Annotated in this window: 16 protein-coding genes and 1 tRNA gene; 9 read left to right on the top strand and 8 right to left on the bottom strand. The window is 76.6% G+C overall.

From position 1 onward, the window contains the following. Positions 1–12 precede the first annotated feature (12 nt). On the bottom strand, positions 13–504 hold the full coding sequence (locus ACI8AD_RS09270; RefSeq protein WP_456870241.1) for a pirin family protein: 492 nt from the start codon (positions 502–504) through the stop codon (positions 13–15). Continuing rightward, positions 501–1,181, bottom strand: a complete 681-nt coding sequence (locus tag ACI8AD_RS09265; RefSeq protein WP_456870240.1) for a phosphatase PAP2 family protein — start codon at positions 1,179–1,181, stop codon at positions 501–503. Before ACI8AD_RS09265 ends, ACI8AD_RS09270 begins: the two co-directional genes overlap by 4 nt. Before the next feature lie 45 nt (positions 1,182–1,226). Between ACI8AD_RS09265 and ACI8AD_RS09260 the strand changes: the two genes are divergently transcribed. The 6 genes from ACI8AD_RS09260 to ACI8AD_RS09235 all read left to right on the top strand — a co-directional run bounded on the left by ACI8AD_RS09260 (position 1,227) and on the right by ACI8AD_RS09235 (position 7,896). Further along, complete coding sequence (locus tag ACI8AD_RS09260) at positions 1,227–2,405, top strand: PucR family transcriptional regulator (RefSeq protein WP_456870239.1); 1,179 nt, start codon at positions 1,227–1,229, stop codon at positions 2,403–2,405. Positions 2,406–2,577: 172 nt separating this feature from the next. Next, entirely contained in the window at positions 2,578–3,780 is a 1,203-nt protein-coding gene (locus tag ACI8AD_RS09255) for an acyltransferase domain-containing protein (protein WP_456870238.1), read from the top strand. Then, positions 3,777–4,742 carry a beta-ketoacyl-ACP synthase III gene (locus ACI8AD_RS09250; protein WP_456870237.1) on the top strand — a complete coding sequence of 322 codons (966 nt, stop codon included), beginning with the start codon at positions 3,777–3,779 and terminating at the stop codon, positions 4,740–4,742. Before ACI8AD_RS09255 ends, ACI8AD_RS09250 begins: the two co-directional genes overlap by 4 nt. A 77-nt stretch (positions 4,743–4,819) precedes the next feature. Further along, positions 4,820–5,059, top strand: coding sequence for an acyl carrier protein (locus ACI8AD_RS09245; protein WP_089403103.1), 240 nt, complete (start codon positions 4,820–4,822; stop codon positions 5,057–5,059). 50 nt (positions 5,060–5,109) lie between these two features. Continuing rightward, entirely contained in the window at positions 5,110–6,348 is a 1,239-nt protein-coding gene (locus tag ACI8AD_RS09240) for a beta-ketoacyl-[acyl-carrier-protein] synthase family protein (RefSeq protein WP_456870236.1), read from the top strand. A gap of 135 nt (positions 6,349–6,483) precedes the next feature. Then, positions 6,484–7,896 (top strand): acyl-CoA carboxylase subunit beta, encoded by a 1,413-nt coding sequence (locus ACI8AD_RS09235; protein ID WP_456870235.1) that lies wholly within the window; start codon positions 6,484–6,486, stop codon positions 7,894–7,896. Positions 7,897–8,084: 188 nt separating this feature from the next. Here ACI8AD_RS09235 and ACI8AD_RS09230 read toward each other — a convergent pair whose 3' ends face one another. Continuing rightward, positions 8,085–8,585 carry a DUF3145 domain-containing protein gene (locus tag ACI8AD_RS09230; RefSeq protein ID WP_089403106.1) on the bottom strand — a complete coding sequence of 167 codons (501 nt, stop codon included), beginning with the start codon at positions 8,583–8,585 and terminating at the stop codon, positions 8,085–8,087. Positions 8,586–8,938: 353 nt separating this feature from the next. After that, positions 8,939–10,063, bottom strand: coding sequence for a diguanylate cyclase domain-containing protein (locus ACI8AD_RS09225; protein WP_456870234.1), 1,125 nt, complete (start codon positions 10,061–10,063; stop codon positions 8,939–8,941). Between the two features lie 114 nt (positions 10,064–10,177). On the opposite strand from ACI8AD_RS09225, the gene ACI8AD_RS09220 reads away from it, so the two are divergent. Continuing rightward, entirely contained in the window at positions 10,178–11,095 is a 918-nt protein-coding gene (locus ACI8AD_RS09220) for a maleylpyruvate isomerase N-terminal domain-containing protein (protein ID WP_456870233.1), read from the top strand. 4 nt (positions 11,096–11,099) lie between these two features. Here ACI8AD_RS09220 and ACI8AD_RS09215 read toward each other — a convergent pair whose 3' ends face one another. After that, complete coding sequence (locus ACI8AD_RS09215) at positions 11,100–12,320, bottom strand: M23 family metallopeptidase (RefSeq protein WP_456870232.1); 1,221 nt, start codon at positions 12,318–12,320, stop codon at positions 11,100–11,102. A 441-nt stretch (positions 12,321–12,761) separates the two neighbouring features. Here ACI8AD_RS09215 and ACI8AD_RS09210 point away from each other — a divergent pair, with 441 nt between their 5' ends. Beyond that, positions 12,762–13,211 (top strand): DUF1707 SHOCT-like domain-containing protein, encoded by a 450-nt coding sequence (locus tag ACI8AD_RS09210; protein ID WP_456870231.1) that lies wholly within the window; start codon positions 12,762–12,764, stop codon positions 13,209–13,211. 52 nt (positions 13,212–13,263) lie between these two features. Here ACI8AD_RS09210 and ACI8AD_RS09205 read toward each other — a convergent pair whose 3' ends face one another. Further along, positions 13,264–13,614 (bottom strand): hypothetical protein, encoded by a 351-nt coding sequence (locus ACI8AD_RS09205; RefSeq protein WP_456870230.1) that lies wholly within the window; start codon positions 13,612–13,614, stop codon positions 13,264–13,266. 132 nt (positions 13,615–13,746) lie between these two features. On the opposite strand from ACI8AD_RS09205, the gene ACI8AD_RS09200 reads away from it, so the two are divergent. Then, positions 13,747–13,823: transfer RNA gene (locus ACI8AD_RS09200), tRNA-Ile, on the top strand. Between the two features lie 53 nt (positions 13,824–13,876). On the opposite strand, the gene ACI8AD_RS09195 is transcribed toward ACI8AD_RS09200, so the two are convergent. Then, positions 13,877–14,629: a ParA family protein gene (locus ACI8AD_RS09195; protein WP_456870229.1), complete on the bottom strand. Its 753-nt coding sequence runs from the start codon at positions 14,627–14,629 to the stop codon at positions 13,877–13,879. Next, on the bottom strand, positions 14,626–16,218 hold the full coding sequence (locus ACI8AD_RS09190; RefSeq protein ID WP_456870228.1) for a CHAD domain-containing protein: 1,593 nt from the start codon (positions 16,216–16,218) through the stop codon (positions 14,626–14,628). Before ACI8AD_RS09190 ends, ACI8AD_RS09195 begins: the two co-directional genes overlap by 4 nt. Between the last annotated feature and the right edge of the window lie 138 nt (positions 16,219–16,356).

Here is a 16,356-nt window from a genome sequence, read left to right as displayed (position 1 = left end):
GGAGGGCCCCGGTCAGGTCGCCCAGGCGGGGCGGGCGGCGTCGACCTGCCAGACGACGACCGTCCCCCCGCCCGGGCGCAGCACGACGCCGTCGGGCACCGCCGCGCCGTCGTCGTCCGGACCCAGCCACAGCCGGGCGTCGGGGCGGCCGAGGTCGACCCAGCCGCGCGGGGCCGGCAGCACCTCGTGGGCCGGCGCCGCGCCCGGGTCGGCCGCCCGGAGGTGGCTCTGCAGCACCCGCGCGCCCGCGGGTCCGGCGACCTCGTCGTGGTCGAGGCCGCGCCCGGCGCGCAGCACGCCGACGTCCCCGGCGCCCAGCTCCGCGCCGTCTCCCCAGCGGTGGGCGAGCGACCCGGCCAGCACGATCACCACGACGTCGACGGCGCGGTGCGCGTGCACCCCGTAGCCGGCACCGGGCCCGAGCCGGTCGAGGGTGACCCGCAGCAGCGGGCCCAGCGAGCCGTCGCCCGGCTCGAGGAGGGTCTGCCCCACGGGCCCGGTCACGCGCGGACCCCCTCCGCCGTGCGCTCCGGCAGCGCGCCGGCCCCGCCCGGCAGCCCGCCGAGCACCCACGCCACGGCCAGCGACCACGCCACCCCCAGCGCCAGCCCGCCGACGACGTCGGAGGGGTAGTGCACGCCCAGCCACACGCGGGTGAGGCCGACCAGCACGGCCAGCGCCACCCCGGCCGCCACCGCCGCCCGGCGCCCGCCCGCGGTCAGCCTCGGCCAGGCGAGGACGAGCGCGACGGTGACCAGCGTGGCGATGCCGGAGGAGTGCCCGCTGGGGTAGCTCAGCCCCTCGTAGTGCAGGCCGCCGTTCTCGTACGCCGGGCGGGCGCGGCCGGCGAGGTCCTTGAGCGCGGTCGTGAGCGGGCCGACGCCGGTGATCGCCACGACCACCCACAGCACGGTGCGCCACGCCCGCCGCCCGACCAGCCAGACCAGCACCGGCAGGAACACCAGCACGCGGAACCAGGTCACGCCCGGGGTGGTGAGGACCTCCAGCAGCCCGCCGACGAGCGGGGAGCGGTCGTCGCCGGCGTACAGCGCGCGGCTGACCGCGTCGTCGAGGCGCACCTGCGGGGGGAGGTCGGTGACCACACCGGCGCCGAGCACGCCCAGCACGGCCAGCCCGCCCCCGATCGCGGTCAGGACCCGGCGGGTGGCGGAGGGCAGCACTCCCCCACTCTCCCCGACGCCGCCGGCCGTGACACGCTGGCCGCCGTGGTCGACCGGGGACACGACCGCCCACCGTCCGCCGAGACGCTGCGGCGGCTGGAGCGCGCCTCCGGGGCCATCGCCACCCGCGCCGTCGCCCGGATGGACGACGACCTGCCCTGGTTCCGCACCATGCCCGCCGACCAGCGCTCGTGGGTCATGCTCGTCGCCCAGGCCGGCATCGCCTCGCTGGTGGAGTGGTGCCGCAACCCCGGCCGCCCGCCGCGGCTGACCGGCGAGGTGTTCGGCGCCGCCCCGCGCGACCTGGTCCGCGCGGTGCCGCTCAAGCAGACCGTCGACCTGGTCAAGCTCACCGTCGAGGTGATGGACGACCACGTCGAGTCGGTGGCCGAGCCCGGCGACGTCGTGGCGCTGCGCGTGGCGGTGCTGCAGTTCAGCCGCGAGGTCGCCTTCGCCACCGCGCACGTCTACGCGAGCTTCGCCGAGAACCGCGGCGCCTGGGACGCCCGGCTGGAGGCGCTCGTCGTCGACGCCCTGGTCCGCGGCGAGCGCACCGAGGAGCTGCCCGGCCGCGCCGCGGCGCTGGGCTGGGCCGGGACCGCGCCGGTCACCGTGCTGGTCGGCGCCGCCCCGGCCGACGGCGACACGCACGCCGCCGTCCGCCGGGCCGCCCGCTCCCAGGGCTGCGAGGTGCTCGTCGGGGTGCACGCCGAGCAGCTGGTCGTCGTCCTCGGCGGCGCCGACGACGTGGCCGCGGCCGCCCGCCGGGTGGGCGAGGAGTTCGCCCCGGGCCCGGTGGTGCTCGGCCCCGTCGTCGACCGGCTCAGCGCCGCCGGCGGCTCGGCCGCCGCCGCGCTCGCCGGGCTGCGGGCCGCCCGCGCCTGGCCCGGCGCGCCGCGGCCGGTCGCCGCCGACGCCCTGCTGCCCGAGCGCGCGCTCGACGGCGACCCGCTGGCCCGGGCCGCGCTGGCCGAGCGGCTGGTGCTGCCGTTGCGCGAGGCCGGCGGCGAGGTGCTGGAGACGGTGCGCGCGGTGCTCGCCGGCGGCGGCAACCTGGAGGCCAGCGCGCGGGCGCTGTTCGTGCACCCGAACACCGTCCGGTACCGGCTCAAGCGGGCCGCGGAGCTGACCGGGCAGGTGGTCACCGACCCCCGCGGCGCCTGGACGCTGCAGGTCGCCCTCGCGCTCGCCGACCTCGACGGCGGCCGCGGCCTCTGGCGCTGACGCCCGGGCACTTCCGCGGAAGTGCCCGGGGCGGCAGTGTGGTCCCCACCACGGAAACGGCCTCCGGAGGGCATCTGGGCCGTCGCTCTTGTAGGAACCCTCCAAAGGGTTCCGGTCCGCTTTCGTGGCGGCTGCGCGCGCGAGGGGCCCGGACGTCTGACACGGTGAGGAGGTGCTGGCCGTCCTCGCCCCCGGACAGGGTGCCCAGAAACCCGGGATGCTCACCCCCTGGCTGGAGCTCCCAGGAGCCGAGCCCTTCTTCCGCTGGGCCGGCGCGATCGCCGACGCCGACCTGCTGACCCTCGGCACCACCGGCGACGCCGAGGCGATCCGCGACACCGCGGTCACCCAGCCGCTCGTGGTGGCGATGAGCCTGTTCGTCGCCCGCGAGCTCGGCGGCCTGCCCGGCCCGGTCGCGCACTCGCCGCACACCGGCCGCGACGTCGTCATCACCGGGCACAGCGTCGGCGAGCTCACCGCCGCCGCGCTGGCCGGCGTCCTGTCGGTCGAGGCGGCGATCGCGCTGACCGCCGTCCGCGGCCGGGCGATGGCCCGGGCCTGCGCGCTCACCCCGACCGGCATGTCCGCCGTGCTCGGCGGCGAGCCCGGCGAGCTCGAGGCCGCCCTGGCGGAGCGCGGGCTGGTGGCCGCCAACCTCAACGGGGGCGGGCAGGTCGTCGTCGCCGGGCCGCTGGAGGGGCTGGCCGCGCTCAAGGCCGAGCCGCCGGCGAAGGCGCGGGTGGTGCCGCTGTCGGTGGCCGGCGCCTTCCACACCGCCTACATGGCCCCCGCCCGCGAGGAGCTCGAGGCGCTGGTCGGCGGGCTGCGGCCGGCCGACCCCAGCCGGCTGCTGCTGTCCAACGCCGACGGCGCGGCCGTCGACTCCGGCGCCGAGGCGCTGTCCCGCCTGGTCAGCCAGGTGACCAGCCCGGTGCGCTTCGACGCGTGCCTGGCCACCATGCGCGACCTCGGCGTCACCGCCGCCATCGAGCTGCCCCCCGCCGGCGCCCTGGCCGGCCTGGCCAAGCGCGAGTGGAAGGACGCCGGCGTCGAGGTGCTGGCGCTGGCCGGCCCCGGCGACCTCGACCGCGCCCGCGCCCTCATCGACGCCGCCCGCGGCCGGCCCGAGGCCGAGCACCGGCCCGACTGGCGGGTCGTCGTCGCCCCCGTCCGCGGCACCGTCAGCCCCGCCGACGTCGCCGAGGGCACCCGGCTGGCCGCCGGCACCCCGCTCGGCTGCATCCGCAGCCGCCGCGAGGAGGTCAACGTCTCCGCCGGCTACGACGGCGTCCTCGCCGAGTGGCTGGTGCAGGACGGCGACCTCGTCGACGCCGGCACCCCCCTCGCCCGACTCTTCCCGGAGGTCCCCGCGTGAGCATCCGCCTGGCAGCCGGCGCCCCCGGCGCCCGCGTCCTGGGACTCGGGGCCTACCGCCCGCGGCGGCGGGTCACCAACGACGAGCTCGCCCAGGTGATGGACACCAACGACGAGTGGATCCGGACCCGGGTCGGCATCGAGGAGCGCCGCTGGGCCGACGAGGACGAGACGCTGGTCGAGATGTCCGTCGCCGCCGGCGGCAAGGCGCTGGCCGCCAGCGGCCTGGACCCCGACGAGGTCGACCTGGTGGTGCTGGCCAGCGCCAGCCTCACCCACCCCATCCCCGGCATCGGCCCGCAGGTGGCCCACCGGCTGGGCATCCCGCGCCCCGGCGCCTTCGACCTCAACGCCGGCTGCGCCGGGTTCTGCTACGCGCTGGAGGTCGCCTCGTCGGCCATCCGCACCGGGTCGGCCCGCAACGCGCTCGTCGTCGGCGTGGAGCGGCTCACCGACGTCGTCGACAAGACCGACCGCTCCACCGCGGTGATCTTCGCCGACGGCGCCGGGGCGGCCGTGCTGGGCGCCGCCGAGGAGCCCGGCATCGGCCCGGTCGCCTGGGGCAGCGACGGCGACCAGTACTCCGCGATCGAGATCGCGGCCGGCACCGGCACGATGACCATGGCCGGGCAGGCGGTCTACCGCTGGGCCACCACGCGGCTCACCGAGACGCTGGAGCAGGCGATGGAGGCCGCCGGCGTGGGCCCCAAGGACATCGCCGTGTTCGCCCCGCACCAGGCCAACCTGCGCATCGTGGAGTCGATGACCAAGCGGCTGGGCCTGGGCCCCGACGTGGTCGTCGCCCGCGACATCGTGCGGTCGGGCAACACGTCGGCGGCGTCGATCCCGCTGGCGCTGACCGCGCTGCTGGAGTCCGGCGAGGCGAAGAGCGGTGATCTGGCGCTCGTCCTGGGGTACGGAGCGGGCCTGACCTTCGCCGGCCAGGTGCTCACCCTGCCCTGAGCCGCCCCACAGATCCCCGGACCCCCCGGGACCGACGGCGGGATCCCCCCGCCCCCACCGAGAGAGAGGACCCCCGCGTGAGCGAGGACATCCAGGCAGGTCTGGCCGAGATCCTGGAGGAGGTCGCCGGGGTCACCCCCGCCGACGCCACCCCGGAGAAGTCGTTCACCGAGGACCTCGACGTCGACTCGCTGTCGATGGTCGAGATCGCCACCGCCGTCGAGGACAAGTTCGGCGTGGCCATCCCCGACGACGAGCTCGGCAACATCAAGACCGTCGGCGACGCGATCAGCTACATCCAGAAGAACCAGGGCTGACGCCGGTCCCCCGGCCGCCCGCGCCCGCACGCCCCAGGAGAGGACCCGTCATGAGTTCGCACGACGACGTCGTCGTCACCGGCCTCGGAGCCACCACGCCGCTGGGTGGCGACGTCGCCAGCACCTGGGACGCGCTGCTGGCCGGACGGTCGGGGGTCCGCCGGCTCACCGACGACTGGGTGCAGCAGTTCCCCGCCCAGCTCGCCGCGACCCTGGCCACCGACCCCGCCGAGCAGATCGACCGCGTCCGCGCGCGCCGACTCGACCGCAGCCAGCAGGTCGCGGTCATCGCCGCCGAGGAGGCCTGGGCCGCCTCGGGCGCCGCCGACGCCGGCGTCGCCCCCGAGCGCATCGCCGTCGTCTTCGGCACCGGCATCGGCGGGGCGATGACCCTGCTCGGCCAGGACGACGTGCTGGAGGCCAAGGGCCCCAAGCGGGTCTCGCCCTTCACCATCCCCATGCTCATGCCCAACGGCCCGGCCGCGGCCGTGGGCCTGGCCGTCGGCGCCCGCGGCGGCGTGCACGCCCCGGTCAGCGCCTGCGCCTCCGGCGCCGAGGCGATCCGCTGGGGGCTGGACCTGCTGCGCCTCGACCGCGCCGACGTCGTCCTGGTCGGCGGCGCGGAGGCGGTCGTGCACCCGCTGCCCATGGCCGGGTTCGCCGCGATGCGCGCCATGAGCACGCGCAACGACGAGCCCGAGCGCGCCTCGCGGCCGTTCGACAAGGGCCGCGACGGGTTCGTCCTCGGTGAGGGCGCCGCCGCGCTCGTGCTCGAGCGCGCCGACTCCGCCCGTGCCCGCGGCGCCACGCTGCACGCCCGGCTCGCCGGGGCCGGGGCCACCGCCGACGGCTACGACCTCGTCGCGCCGCACCCCGAGGGTGAGGGCGCGGCCCGCGCCATCGGCGCCGCCCTGCGCGACGCCGGCCTCTCCCCCGCCGACATCGGCCACGTCAACGCGCACGCCACCTCGACGCCGGTCGGCGACACCGCCGAGGCCTCCGCGATCCGCAGCGCGGTGGGCGAGCACACGCTGGTGTCGGCGACCAAGAGCCAGACCGGCCACCTGCTCGGTGCCGCGGGCGCCCTGGAGTCGGTGTTCACCGTCCTGGCGCTGCGCGACCAGGTGGTGCCCGCGACGGCCAACCTCGACGACCCCGACGACGACGCCGCCGTCCAGGCGCTCGACATCGTGCGGCGCGAGCCGCGCAAGGTCACCCTCACCGCCGCGGTGAACGACTCCTTCGGCTTCGGCGGGCACAACCTGGCGCTGGTCTTCACCACCGTCTGAGCAAGGACCCCGCTGCCCCCCGCCACTCGCTCCGCTCGCGGCGGGCCCCTGCAGCGGGGCCGTTCCAGCACCTCACCCGGCCTAGCGGGGCCGGACCTCGACCGCCGGCCCCGCGCCGGCCTCTGGAGACCCCTGGTGACCACGCTGCACGTCGTCCCGACGCTGCCCAGCCCCGACCCGCGCGACCCCGAGGACCGCCTGCAGCGCCTCCTCGACGACGGGTCCCTGGACCTGCTCGCCCCGCGCGACACCTCCGGCGTCCTGGCCGCCCGCGGCACCGTGGAGGGGTCCCCGGTCATCGCGTTCTGCACCGACGCGACGGTCATGGGCGGGGCGATGGGCGCCGACGGGTGCCGGCACGTCGTGGACGCGATCGACACCGCGCTGCGGGAGCGGGTGCCGGTCGTGGGCGTGTGGCACTCCGGCGGCGCCCGGCTGGCCGAGGGCGTCACCGCGCTGCACGCCGTCGGCGAGGTGTTCGCCGCCATGGTCCGCGCCTCCGGGCGGATCCCGCAGGTCTCGGTCGTCCTCGGGCCCGCCGCGGGCGGCGCCGCCTACGGCCCGGCGCTCACCGACCTGGTGGTCATGGGCCCGGCCGGGCGGGTGTTCGTCACCGGCCCCGACGTCGTCCGCTCCGTCACCGGCGAGGACGTCGACATGGAGAGCCTCGGCGGCCCCGACACCCACGGCCGCCGCAGCGGCGTCGTCCACGTGGTCACCGACTCCGAGGCGGCGGCGCTGGACACCGCCCGCCAGGCCGTCGGCCTGCTGGCCGCACAGGGCTCGTTCGGCCCCGGCGCGCTCGGGCCCGGCACCGACCTGCGCGCGCTGCTGCCCGAGCGGGCCAACCGCGCCTACGACGTCCGGCCGCTGGTCGCCGCGGTGCTCGACGGGCCGGGGCTGGAACTGCACCCGCGGTGGGCACCCAACGTGGTCACCACGCTGGGCCGGCTGGCCGGGCGCACGGTGGGCGTGGTCGCCAACAACCCGCTGCGGCTGGGCGGCTGCCTGGACTCCGCGTCGGCGGAGAAGGCGGCCCGGTTCGTGCGGATGTGCGACGCGTTCGGCGTCCCGCTCGTGGTGCTCGTCGACGTCCCCGGCTACCTGCCCGGCGTGGGCCAGGAGTGGGACGGCGTGGTGCGCCGCGGCGCCAAGCTGCTGCACGCCTTCGCCGAGGCCGTGGTGCCGCGGGTGACGCTGGTGACCCGTAAGGCCTACGGCGGGGCCTACATCGCCATGAACGCCCGCTCCCTGGGCGCCACCGCGGTGTTCGCCTGGCCGGGCGCGGAGGTGGCCGTCATGGGCGCCAAGGCCGCCGTCGGGATCCTGCACCGCAAGAAGCTCGCCGCGGTGCCGCCGGGCGAGCGGGAGGCGCTGCACGCCCGGCTGGCCGAGGAGCACGAGCGGATCGCCGGCGGGGTGGACCGCGCGCTGTCGATCGGCGTCGTCGACGAGGTGGTCGAGCCCTCGCGCACCCGCCGGCGGCTGGTGGAGGCGCTGACCGCCGCCCCGGCCGGCCGCGGGGCGCACGGCAACATCCCGCTCTGACCGGAGGACGGGTCGTCCGGACGCGGAGAGGCCCGCCACCGCTGCAGCGGTGACGGGCCTCTCGAGAGGTCGTCCGGACGCCGCTTCCCCGACGGCGTCCGGACGACCTGGCCAGGAGCCTACGACGGCGGGCCGGGGAGCCTCACGTCGTGTGCCTCAATCGTGACCGGGGGACCTCGGAGGACACCTCAGACGACCTGGTGCAGCCAGGTCGTCTGGCTGCCGTCGCCGGCGTACCGGTAGACCTCCAGGTCGGCGTCCCACGCCGCGCCGAGGAGCTGGTCGACCCCGTGGCGGAACGCCTCGACCGACGTGGCGGTCGCCGCGAGGGTGCGCAGCTGCTGCTCGGTGACGACGAGGTCGCCGTTGGCACTCGTCGGCGCCCGGTAGACCCCGTGCCCGGGCACGTAGGACATCCGCTCGCCGTCGTTGCCGTGGCTGGCCTCCTCGGTCACCTCGAAGCGCAGCATCGGCCACGCGCGCAGCGCGGCGACCAGCTTGGCGCCCGTCCCGGGAGCACCGGTCCAGGCCACCTCGGCACGGTAGGCACCGTGCGCCGCGGGCTGCTCGGCCCACGACAGGGAGACCGGCGCGCCGACGACGCGCTCGAGCGCCCACTCGACGTGCTGGCAGAGCGCCTTCGGGCAGGAGTGCACGAAGACGACACCCTGGGTAGACCGTCGCTGCACGAGGCACCTCCATCGACTCGATCGGTCTCGTCTTCCCCAACGGACGATCGGTTCGGTGACAGGCTGTGGTCAGCTCCGGTGGACCAGGGATCCACCGACAGTGTGCACGATGGACCACCGGTAGCGCCAGTGCGGATGCGGCGGCTGGTGCAGGTGTGACCTCCGCCGCCCCTGACGGCACGGAAGCGCTGGTCAGCGCCATACCACGGAGGTCGCGCGCCTGCCCGGCCACCCCCGGGTCGCCCTGACGGTACCCCGGGGACCCGGTCACGGGCGGTGGCGGCCGGTCGAGTCCCGTAACCCCGCCTCGGCTTCGCCTGTCACGGTGGGTCACCGCCACGCGGGCGGGACGGTCACCGTGCGAGATCGTGCACCCGGTCCCCGCCGGCCGCCTTGGCCCGGTACATGGCCGCGTCGGCGCGGTGCAGCACGTCCGCGACGGCGTCGTCGGCGTGCACCAGGGCGCAGCCGACACTGCCGGTCACGCCGCACCCGGCACCCACCTCGGCGACGGCGGCCCGCAGCCGCCCGGCCAGCGCGGCGTCGTCGCCGGGCGCCGGGCAGTCGGCGAGGACGGCGAACTCGTCCCCGCCCATGCGGGCCACGGTGTCGGTCTCGCGGACCGCCGCGCCGAGCGCCGCGGCCACCCGGCGCAGCACGGCGTCCCCCGCGGCGTGGCCGTCGCGGTCGTTGACGCCCTTGAACCCGTCGAGGTCGACGACGCAGACCACCGCCCGCTCGCCGCGGCCGGCGCGGACGACGGCCTGCGCGACGCGCTCGAGGAAGACCCGGCGGTTGGGCACACCGGTCAGGGGGTCGCTGGCGGCCAGCGCCTCCAGCGTGCGCACGAGCACGACCTGCCGGTCGTGGGCGGCCCAGTGGTTGGCGGAGGTGAAGGTGCACACGAGGGTGACGGTCACCAGGACCGTGGCCACGAACAGCGAGCGCGAGTCCAGCGGGCCGGCGACCAGCAGCGTGTAGCAGGTCGCCGTCGCCGTGCCGGTGAGCACGACGCCGGCCGGCGGGTAGGCCACCGCCATGAACGCCAGGTTGAGGAAGAACAGCACCGACAGCGGGCTGTCGGCGCCGCCGTCGAGGCGGGCGGCCACGGTGATGACGGTGGTCACCGCGGCGCTCCAGGCGTAGAAGAACACCCCGCCCCGCAGGTCGCGGAACATGCGGCGCAGAGGGAGCAGGAGCAGCACGGGCGCCCCGAGGACCACCGAGGCGGCCAGCACGAGCAGCACCGGGTGCCGGTGGCCCGGGGTGGGCGTCACCAGGGTGTAGGCCAGCGAGGCGAGGCCGGCGACCTCGCTGAGCAGCACGCCGGAGCGCACGTGGCGGATCCAGTAGCGGGCCCGCTCCTCGTCCTCGGCGAGCGGGCGGTACAGCCCGGTGCCGACCCAGCCCGGCAGCCGGCGCAGCGCCGCGCGGAGGGGCCCGGCGCCGGGGCCTCTCCCGGCTGCTGCGTCGTCCACGACGGGGTCATCGGACGGCGCCGTCCGCATCTGCAGGCGACGGACCGACACCTCCCCCTCCGGGGTGGCACGGCTCGCACCGGGAACCGCCGGCGGCTGGGTAGGGACGCCTGCGTGGACGACGACACGGCGGAGCACGAGCGCGAACGGGGACTGGCCGGTGCCGGGCGGGAGGTGGTCGGGCCGCTGGTGCTGGAGGCCTGGGACACCTTCCTCGGGCAGGCGGCCGCGGTGGACCTCGACCGGCCCACCCGGCTGCCCGGGTGGCGGGCGCACGAGATCTGCGTGCACCTCGGCGCCTGGTCCGACCACGCCGCGCTGGAGGACCTGCAGGCCTCGGCGCGGGCCGGCGGCACGGGCACCCCGCCGGACGTCGACGCCACGAACGCGCGGGTGACCGCCGCGCACCGCGACGCCCCGCGCGAGGAGGTGCTGGCGGCGCTGCGCCGCAACCGCGAGGCGACGGTGCGCTACCTCGCCGACGCGCCGGCCGGGCTCGACACCGCGCCGGCCGTGTCCACGGTGGGCCGGCTGCCGATGCTGTCGGTGGTGCTCGGCCAGGCCTACGAGCTCGCCGTCCACGGGCTGGACCTGGTGCCGCTGGGCGCTCCCCCGCCGCCGCCGTCGGTGCTGCAGGCGGGGCTGGCCGCCCTGGCGGAGGTCACCGGGGCGCTGGCGGCGGCGTCGGGCATCGCCGGCGGCGCGGCGCTGCTCACCCCCGAGGGCGGCTGGGTGTTCGCCGCGGACCCGCCGGGCTGGACGGTGCGACGGGTCGACGGCGACCGCCCGCCCGGCGCCGTCGTCGAGGCCGCCGCCGACGTGCTCCTGGAGGCCGCGTCGGGACGGGTCAACCCCGCCGCGGCGCTGGTCCGCCGGCGGCTGCGGGTGCGCGACCTGCCGGAGCTGATGCGCCTGGCGCCCATCGTCGAGGCCGCGCCGGGGATCCCGGGCGGGCCGATCCTCGCGCTGGCCGCCCGCACCGTCGGGGGCGCGGGCGACCTGCTCGGCCGGCTGCGCGGCCGCCGGGGATGACGAGCTAGCAGGCGCCGCCCAGCGAGACGCCGTGCGCCTCGAGCCACGGCACCGGGTTCACCCGGCTGGCGTACAGGCCGCCCTCGTGCACCTCGAAGTGCAGGTGCGGGCCGGTCGACTGCCCCTTGTTGCCCACCGTCGCGATCTGCTGACCGGCGCTGACCACCTGGCCGGCGGACACGGTGAAGGTGTCGACGTGGCCGTAGAGGGTGATGCGACCGTCGTCGTGCTGGACGTAGACGGCCTGGCCGAAGCCGCTGGCCGGGCCGGCCTGCAGCACGACGCCGCCCTCGGGGGCGTAGACGGGGGTGCCGATCGGGGCGGCGATGTCCACGCCCTGGTGCATGGTCCCCCAGCGCGGGCCGAAGCAGGACGTCACCCGGCCGGTGGTCGGCGCGATGCCCCCGCCGGCGGCGGACTGGACGTTGACGGCGGCCTGCTGCTGGGCGCTCTGCTGGGCGGCGTAGGCCGCTTCGGCGTCGGCGACCCCGCGCAGCCGCAGCAGCTCGACCTCGGCGGCGCGCAGCTGCTCGTCGAGGCGGGCCTTCTCGGCGGCCACGCCGTCGTACTCGGCCTGGGCCTGCGCCAGGCGGGCCTCGGCGGCGGCCTGGGTCTCGGCGGCGGCGCGGGCGGCGGCGTCGCGCTCCTCGACGGCGGCGCGGGCGGCGGCGTCGGCCGCGGCCTCCTGCGCCTCGAGCAGCTCGAACTCCTCCAGCGTCTCCGCGCGCTGGTCGCCGAGCAGGTCCAGCGTGGCGGCGCGCTCGAGGACCTCCCGCGGCCCCTGGCTGTCGAGCAGCACCGAGGCGGTGCCGGCGAGCTCGCCCTGGCTGCCCATGTAGGCCTCGCGGCCGAGCTCGACGACCTCGTCCTGCGCCTGCGCGACGGCGTCCCGGGCGGCCTGCAGCGCGGCGGCGGCGAGCTCGGCCTGCTGCTGGGCGGCGGCGAGCTCGGCCTGCGCGACCAGGGCGGCGTCCGCCGCGGCCTCGGCCTCGACGGTCATCCGCTGCAGCTGCTCCTCGGCGGCGGCGACCTGCGCCTTGACCCGCTCGACCTCGGCGACGAGGTCCTGCTCGGCGGCCTCCGCGGCGGCGACGTCGTCGGCCGGGTCGGCGAACGCCGGGGCCGACGCCGTGAGCAGGAGGCCCAGGGCGGCGCCGGTGGCGACCACGGCACTGCGGAGACGGCGGGCGGAGCGCGGGCGGGTCCGGTGGTGCAGGGTCGCCAAGACGGCGGATCTCCGTTTCCTCGTGACCGCTTCCCGGGCCACCGGGCGTCCGGAGTGGACGCACGGCTCACCCGCGTCCGGCGGACGGGGGCGTGACCGGACCGGGGCCTCGACGGAGGTCCCGGTCCCCGGCACGGTGGCCGGCGGTCAGGCGGGATCCGGCCGGCGTCCTCGCGGATCGAGGAGCGGTGGGCCCGGCAGGACCGCGGGCGAACGTACTACGGGATCCCGGGTGCAGGTAACGAAACGGTCAACTACCCGGCGCGTCTGCTTGCACCCACGGCGCTGTGACCTGCGGGTCTGACGGGACGTGTGGGGCAGCACACGCTCCGGAGGAGTGACTCCCACGGCCCGTCGCGCCCGTGACGCCGCTCACAGGCCGGTCACAGGATGCCGGGGGACGCTGGCCCGCCGTTACCCGCCGAGCAAGGGGAGAAACACATGAGCGGATCGGGCACGCCGTCACCGGCGCCGCCGCTGCGGGCGGCCGACAGCGACCGGGTGGCGACGGTGCAGGTGCTGCAGGACGCCGTCGCGCGGGGGCTGCTGACCCTGGAGGAGGGCGGGGAGCGGATGGCGGCGGCGTTCGCGGCGGTGCACCTGCGCGACCTGGTCCCGCTGACCGCGGACCTGCCGCCGGCGCCGGCACGGCCCGGCGCGCCGGGCTGGCGGCCGCTGGGGCTGATGGCCTGGGAGCAGCTGCGCACCACGATGACCGACGCGCGCACCGGTCGTCCGGCGGCGGTGCGGATCGCCCTGGTCACGGTGCTCACCCTGATCGCGCTGCTGCTGGTGGCCGCGCTGGTGCTGCACGGGCTGGCCGACCCGTTCGATGGCCCCGACGGGTTCCGCGGCGGTCCGCCGGAGGGGTTCCGCGGCGGCCCGGGCTGAGGTCGAGGGACCGGCGGCACCGTCCCCGTGGAGGGCGGCGCGACGGCGGTGCTCACGCTGGGTCGCCGCTGGTCCCGCCGGTGGTGCCGTCATCGGTGGTGCCGCCCTGTTGGACGACCGGCGACCCGGTGTCGTCGGCGGCCGCCGAGCCGACGGCGAAGCCCCCGGCCCCGCCGATCGCGAGGAGGGCCGCCGCGGCCGCACCGGCGGCGGCCCGCTTCCTCAGCCGGGAGGGCGTTCGCTGGGGCGCACCCGGGCCGGTCGGGGTGCTGCTCACCCGGGGCGCGTCCGCCGTCGCGGTGCGGGACGGGGCGTCGGCCGGGACGTGCTCGGGGTCCCGGGCGGGGATCGTCGACGGCTCCCAGCGGTTGCCGCTGGGGGTCGGGGACGGGTGGTCGTTCACGGGTGCTCCTCGTGGTCCGGGGAGCACCACCGTGGCGGCCGTCGCTGGCGGGCAGCCGCACGCGGGCTGTGAGACGGCTCGACGTCCCGGCCGGCCCGCCGGGGACGTCTGGCAGGCTGGACGGCACCGTCCGGGGCGGTAGCTCAGCCGGTCAGAGCACGGGACTCATAATCCCTGGGTCGTGGGTTCGAGCCCCACCCGCCCCACCACCGTCCCCGAGACACCTGCACATGGCGCGCACGGACAGATCCGTGCCCGTGCGTCAGCCGGTGTCGGCCAAGCGCGACTGCACCCGGGCCCAGAGCGCCTCGTAGGCGGTCGTCGCGGAGCTGGCCGGCGCGAACGCCGGGACCGGTGCGCGCTCCTCGGCCATCTGCTCGATGACCACTCGGCTCGGGATCGCCTCGGGTACGACGGACGCGAGGTCGTTGGGCAGCCGTTCGGTGAACTCGCGATGGGCCTTCTTGCGGCTGTCGACCATCGACAGGAAGCCCATCACCTCCGGCTTGCGTCCCGGCATCGTCTGGACGAAGTCGATGAGCTGGTCGTAGGTGCGCACCGAGAGCCTGGCGGGGATCAGGGGGACCAGCAGCACGTCGCAGGCGTGGACGACGTTCTCCGACACCAGGGACACGCTCGGCGGGCAGTCGAGGACGACCAGGTCGTAGTCCTTCCTCAGGGGCACGAGCAGGCGGCGAATCCGATCCGTGGGGCGCTTGGTGGAGTCCAGGTCCAGGTCGAGGTTGCGGTAGCTGAAGTCGGCCGGCATCAGGTCCAGGTGGTCGAAATCGGTCCCCTTGATCCCGTCGTCCACCGTGCGCTTGCCCTTGAGCAGGGCATGACCGCCCCCCTTCACCTTGGGCTTGACCCTGAACAGGTACGTGGCCGCACCCTGCGGATCGAGGTCCCACAGGAGGGTGCGCAGACCGTCGCGGGCCGCGAAGTAGGCGATGTTGACCGCGGCCGACGTCTTACCGACGCCTCCCTTGATGTTGTACGTGGCCACGACCTTCACCGACCCGCTCCTGCCACTGCGGTGACCGGCTCCGCCGGCGCCGTACGGCGCCGACCCGGGTCGGCCGTGCGACGCCGCGCCGACCGCCGGGAGAACCTCTCGAACACAGCGGCGAACCGCGCGCGGGACGTGTCCTGGTCCTCCTGCAGCCGGGCAGCCAACTCCCCCATCGCGAAGATCGTCCGGACGGAGACACCGTCGACGGACACCAGGTCGGTGGCGAGTGCGTGGAGCGCCTCGCACTGGGCCTCGCTGTCCTGGAACGTCCCGAGCACGTCTTGCAACGCCTTCAACTCCTTGACGGCGACGCGGGCGTCGGCCGGATCCGTCGGCGGGGCGGAGGTCTCCAGCAGGTAGCGCAGCTCCTTGACCCGCTTGCGCAGGTCGTGCAGGGCCTCGGGAGGCGATGCGTCCGTGATCCGCGATCCGCGGCGGAGCACACGACGCTGGGCGCGATCGAGCCGTTCCCCGACCACCTCGGCCGCGATCGGTCCCGCACGGGGCTGCCCGTCCCAGGTCGCCAGCTCCAGCAGCGAGGCGCGCCATCGTGCGCGGAACCGCTCGAACCGCGGCGACCGCAGGCCGGCCACGAGCCTGCGCCGCTCGTCCGCACGGAGCTCGGTGAGGCGGAGGACCAGCGGTTCCAGGTCCTCGCGCCGGGCGCCCGTCAGTCCAGCCGTCAGCGACGGCAGCTCCTGCAGGAGGACGTCGAGGTCGCGCGACGGCGTGGTGAGGTCGCCGAGCAGCTTCAGCTGAGGAGTCGCCCACGCGACCAGGGCGGGCGGCAGCACGTCGCCGAGCAGCTTGATCGCCGAGCGACTGCGCCGCACCGCGACCCGGAAGTCGTGCAGGAACTCGACGTCGACGTCGTCGACCGTGCCGTCCACCGCGGCCTCCAGCTCGCCGAGGAAGGACAACAGCACCCTGGCCACCGCCACGCGGGCGGGGAGTCCGGGCTCCATGACGGTCCTCGAGCGCGCGTCGGGATCGACTCCGGCGGCGCGCAACGCTGCCGGGTAGCGCGACGGCGTACCGGGGACCAGCCCCGCGCGGCGCGCGATCCGGGCGGCGCACTCGCCGGCCGCGTCGTACCCCCGCACGGGGATCAACCACAGGCCCCCCGGCAGCGGATCGCGGCGACCGGAGATGCTGGCCGGACGGTCGTGGACCAACCGCACCACGGTCTTGCCCTCGGCGTCCAGCAACCTGCCGGTGACGGACGCCCCCGATGCCTCCACCATCGGCAGCAGGGCGCGCACCCCGAGGACCGGTTCGAGGTGCGTTCGGAGGCCGTCGGGCAGACCCGCCACCAGGCGCGGCCAGCCGAGGGCGTCGGGCCCGGCCGTGACGGTCGCACCGTCGGGGAGGCTGAGCTCCAGCACGCACCCGCCGCCACCGGGGCCTTCGACGGCGGTCAGCGCCATCCCACTGCGGAACAGCCGCAGGTCGACGCTGTCCAGCCACGTCCGGCGCCTACCCACCGGGCGGTCCATCGCGACCGTGTACTCGGCCGCCAACGCCGCGAGGGCAGCGGGTACCGCCGTCGATGCCGGGCCGGTCCAGAACCGGCCGCCGCCAACGCCACCCATGGGCGTTCCTCTCAGCCCAGCGACCTCGGTCAGGTGTCGCGCATTGTGTCGGTCGCACCTGACCACCAGGGGAAGGCGCGCCCGTCGGCCGTCATCACACATCACGGGTGCGCCCCGGGGACACATCCCCGTCCACGT

The sequence above is a fragment of the Geodermatophilus sp. SYSU D00766 genome, assembly GCF_054049915.1.
Note: the sequence above shows the minus strand (reverse complement) of the source record. Positions and strands in the feature narration are given on the sequence as shown.

Coding starts and splice junctions, on each gene's coding strand:
- ACI8AD_RS09240 (WP_456870236.1), top strand. CDS start 5,110: ATGAGTTCGCACGACGACGTCGTCGTCACCGGCCTCGGAGCCACCACG.
- ACI8AD_RS09210 (WP_456870231.1), top strand. CDS start 12,762: ATGAGCGGATCGGGCACGCCGTCACCGGCGCCGCCGCTGCGGGCGGCC.
- ACI8AD_RS09190 (WP_456870228.1), bottom strand. CDS start 16,218: ATGGGTGGCGTTGGCGGCGGCCGGTTCTGGACCGGCCCGGCATCGACG.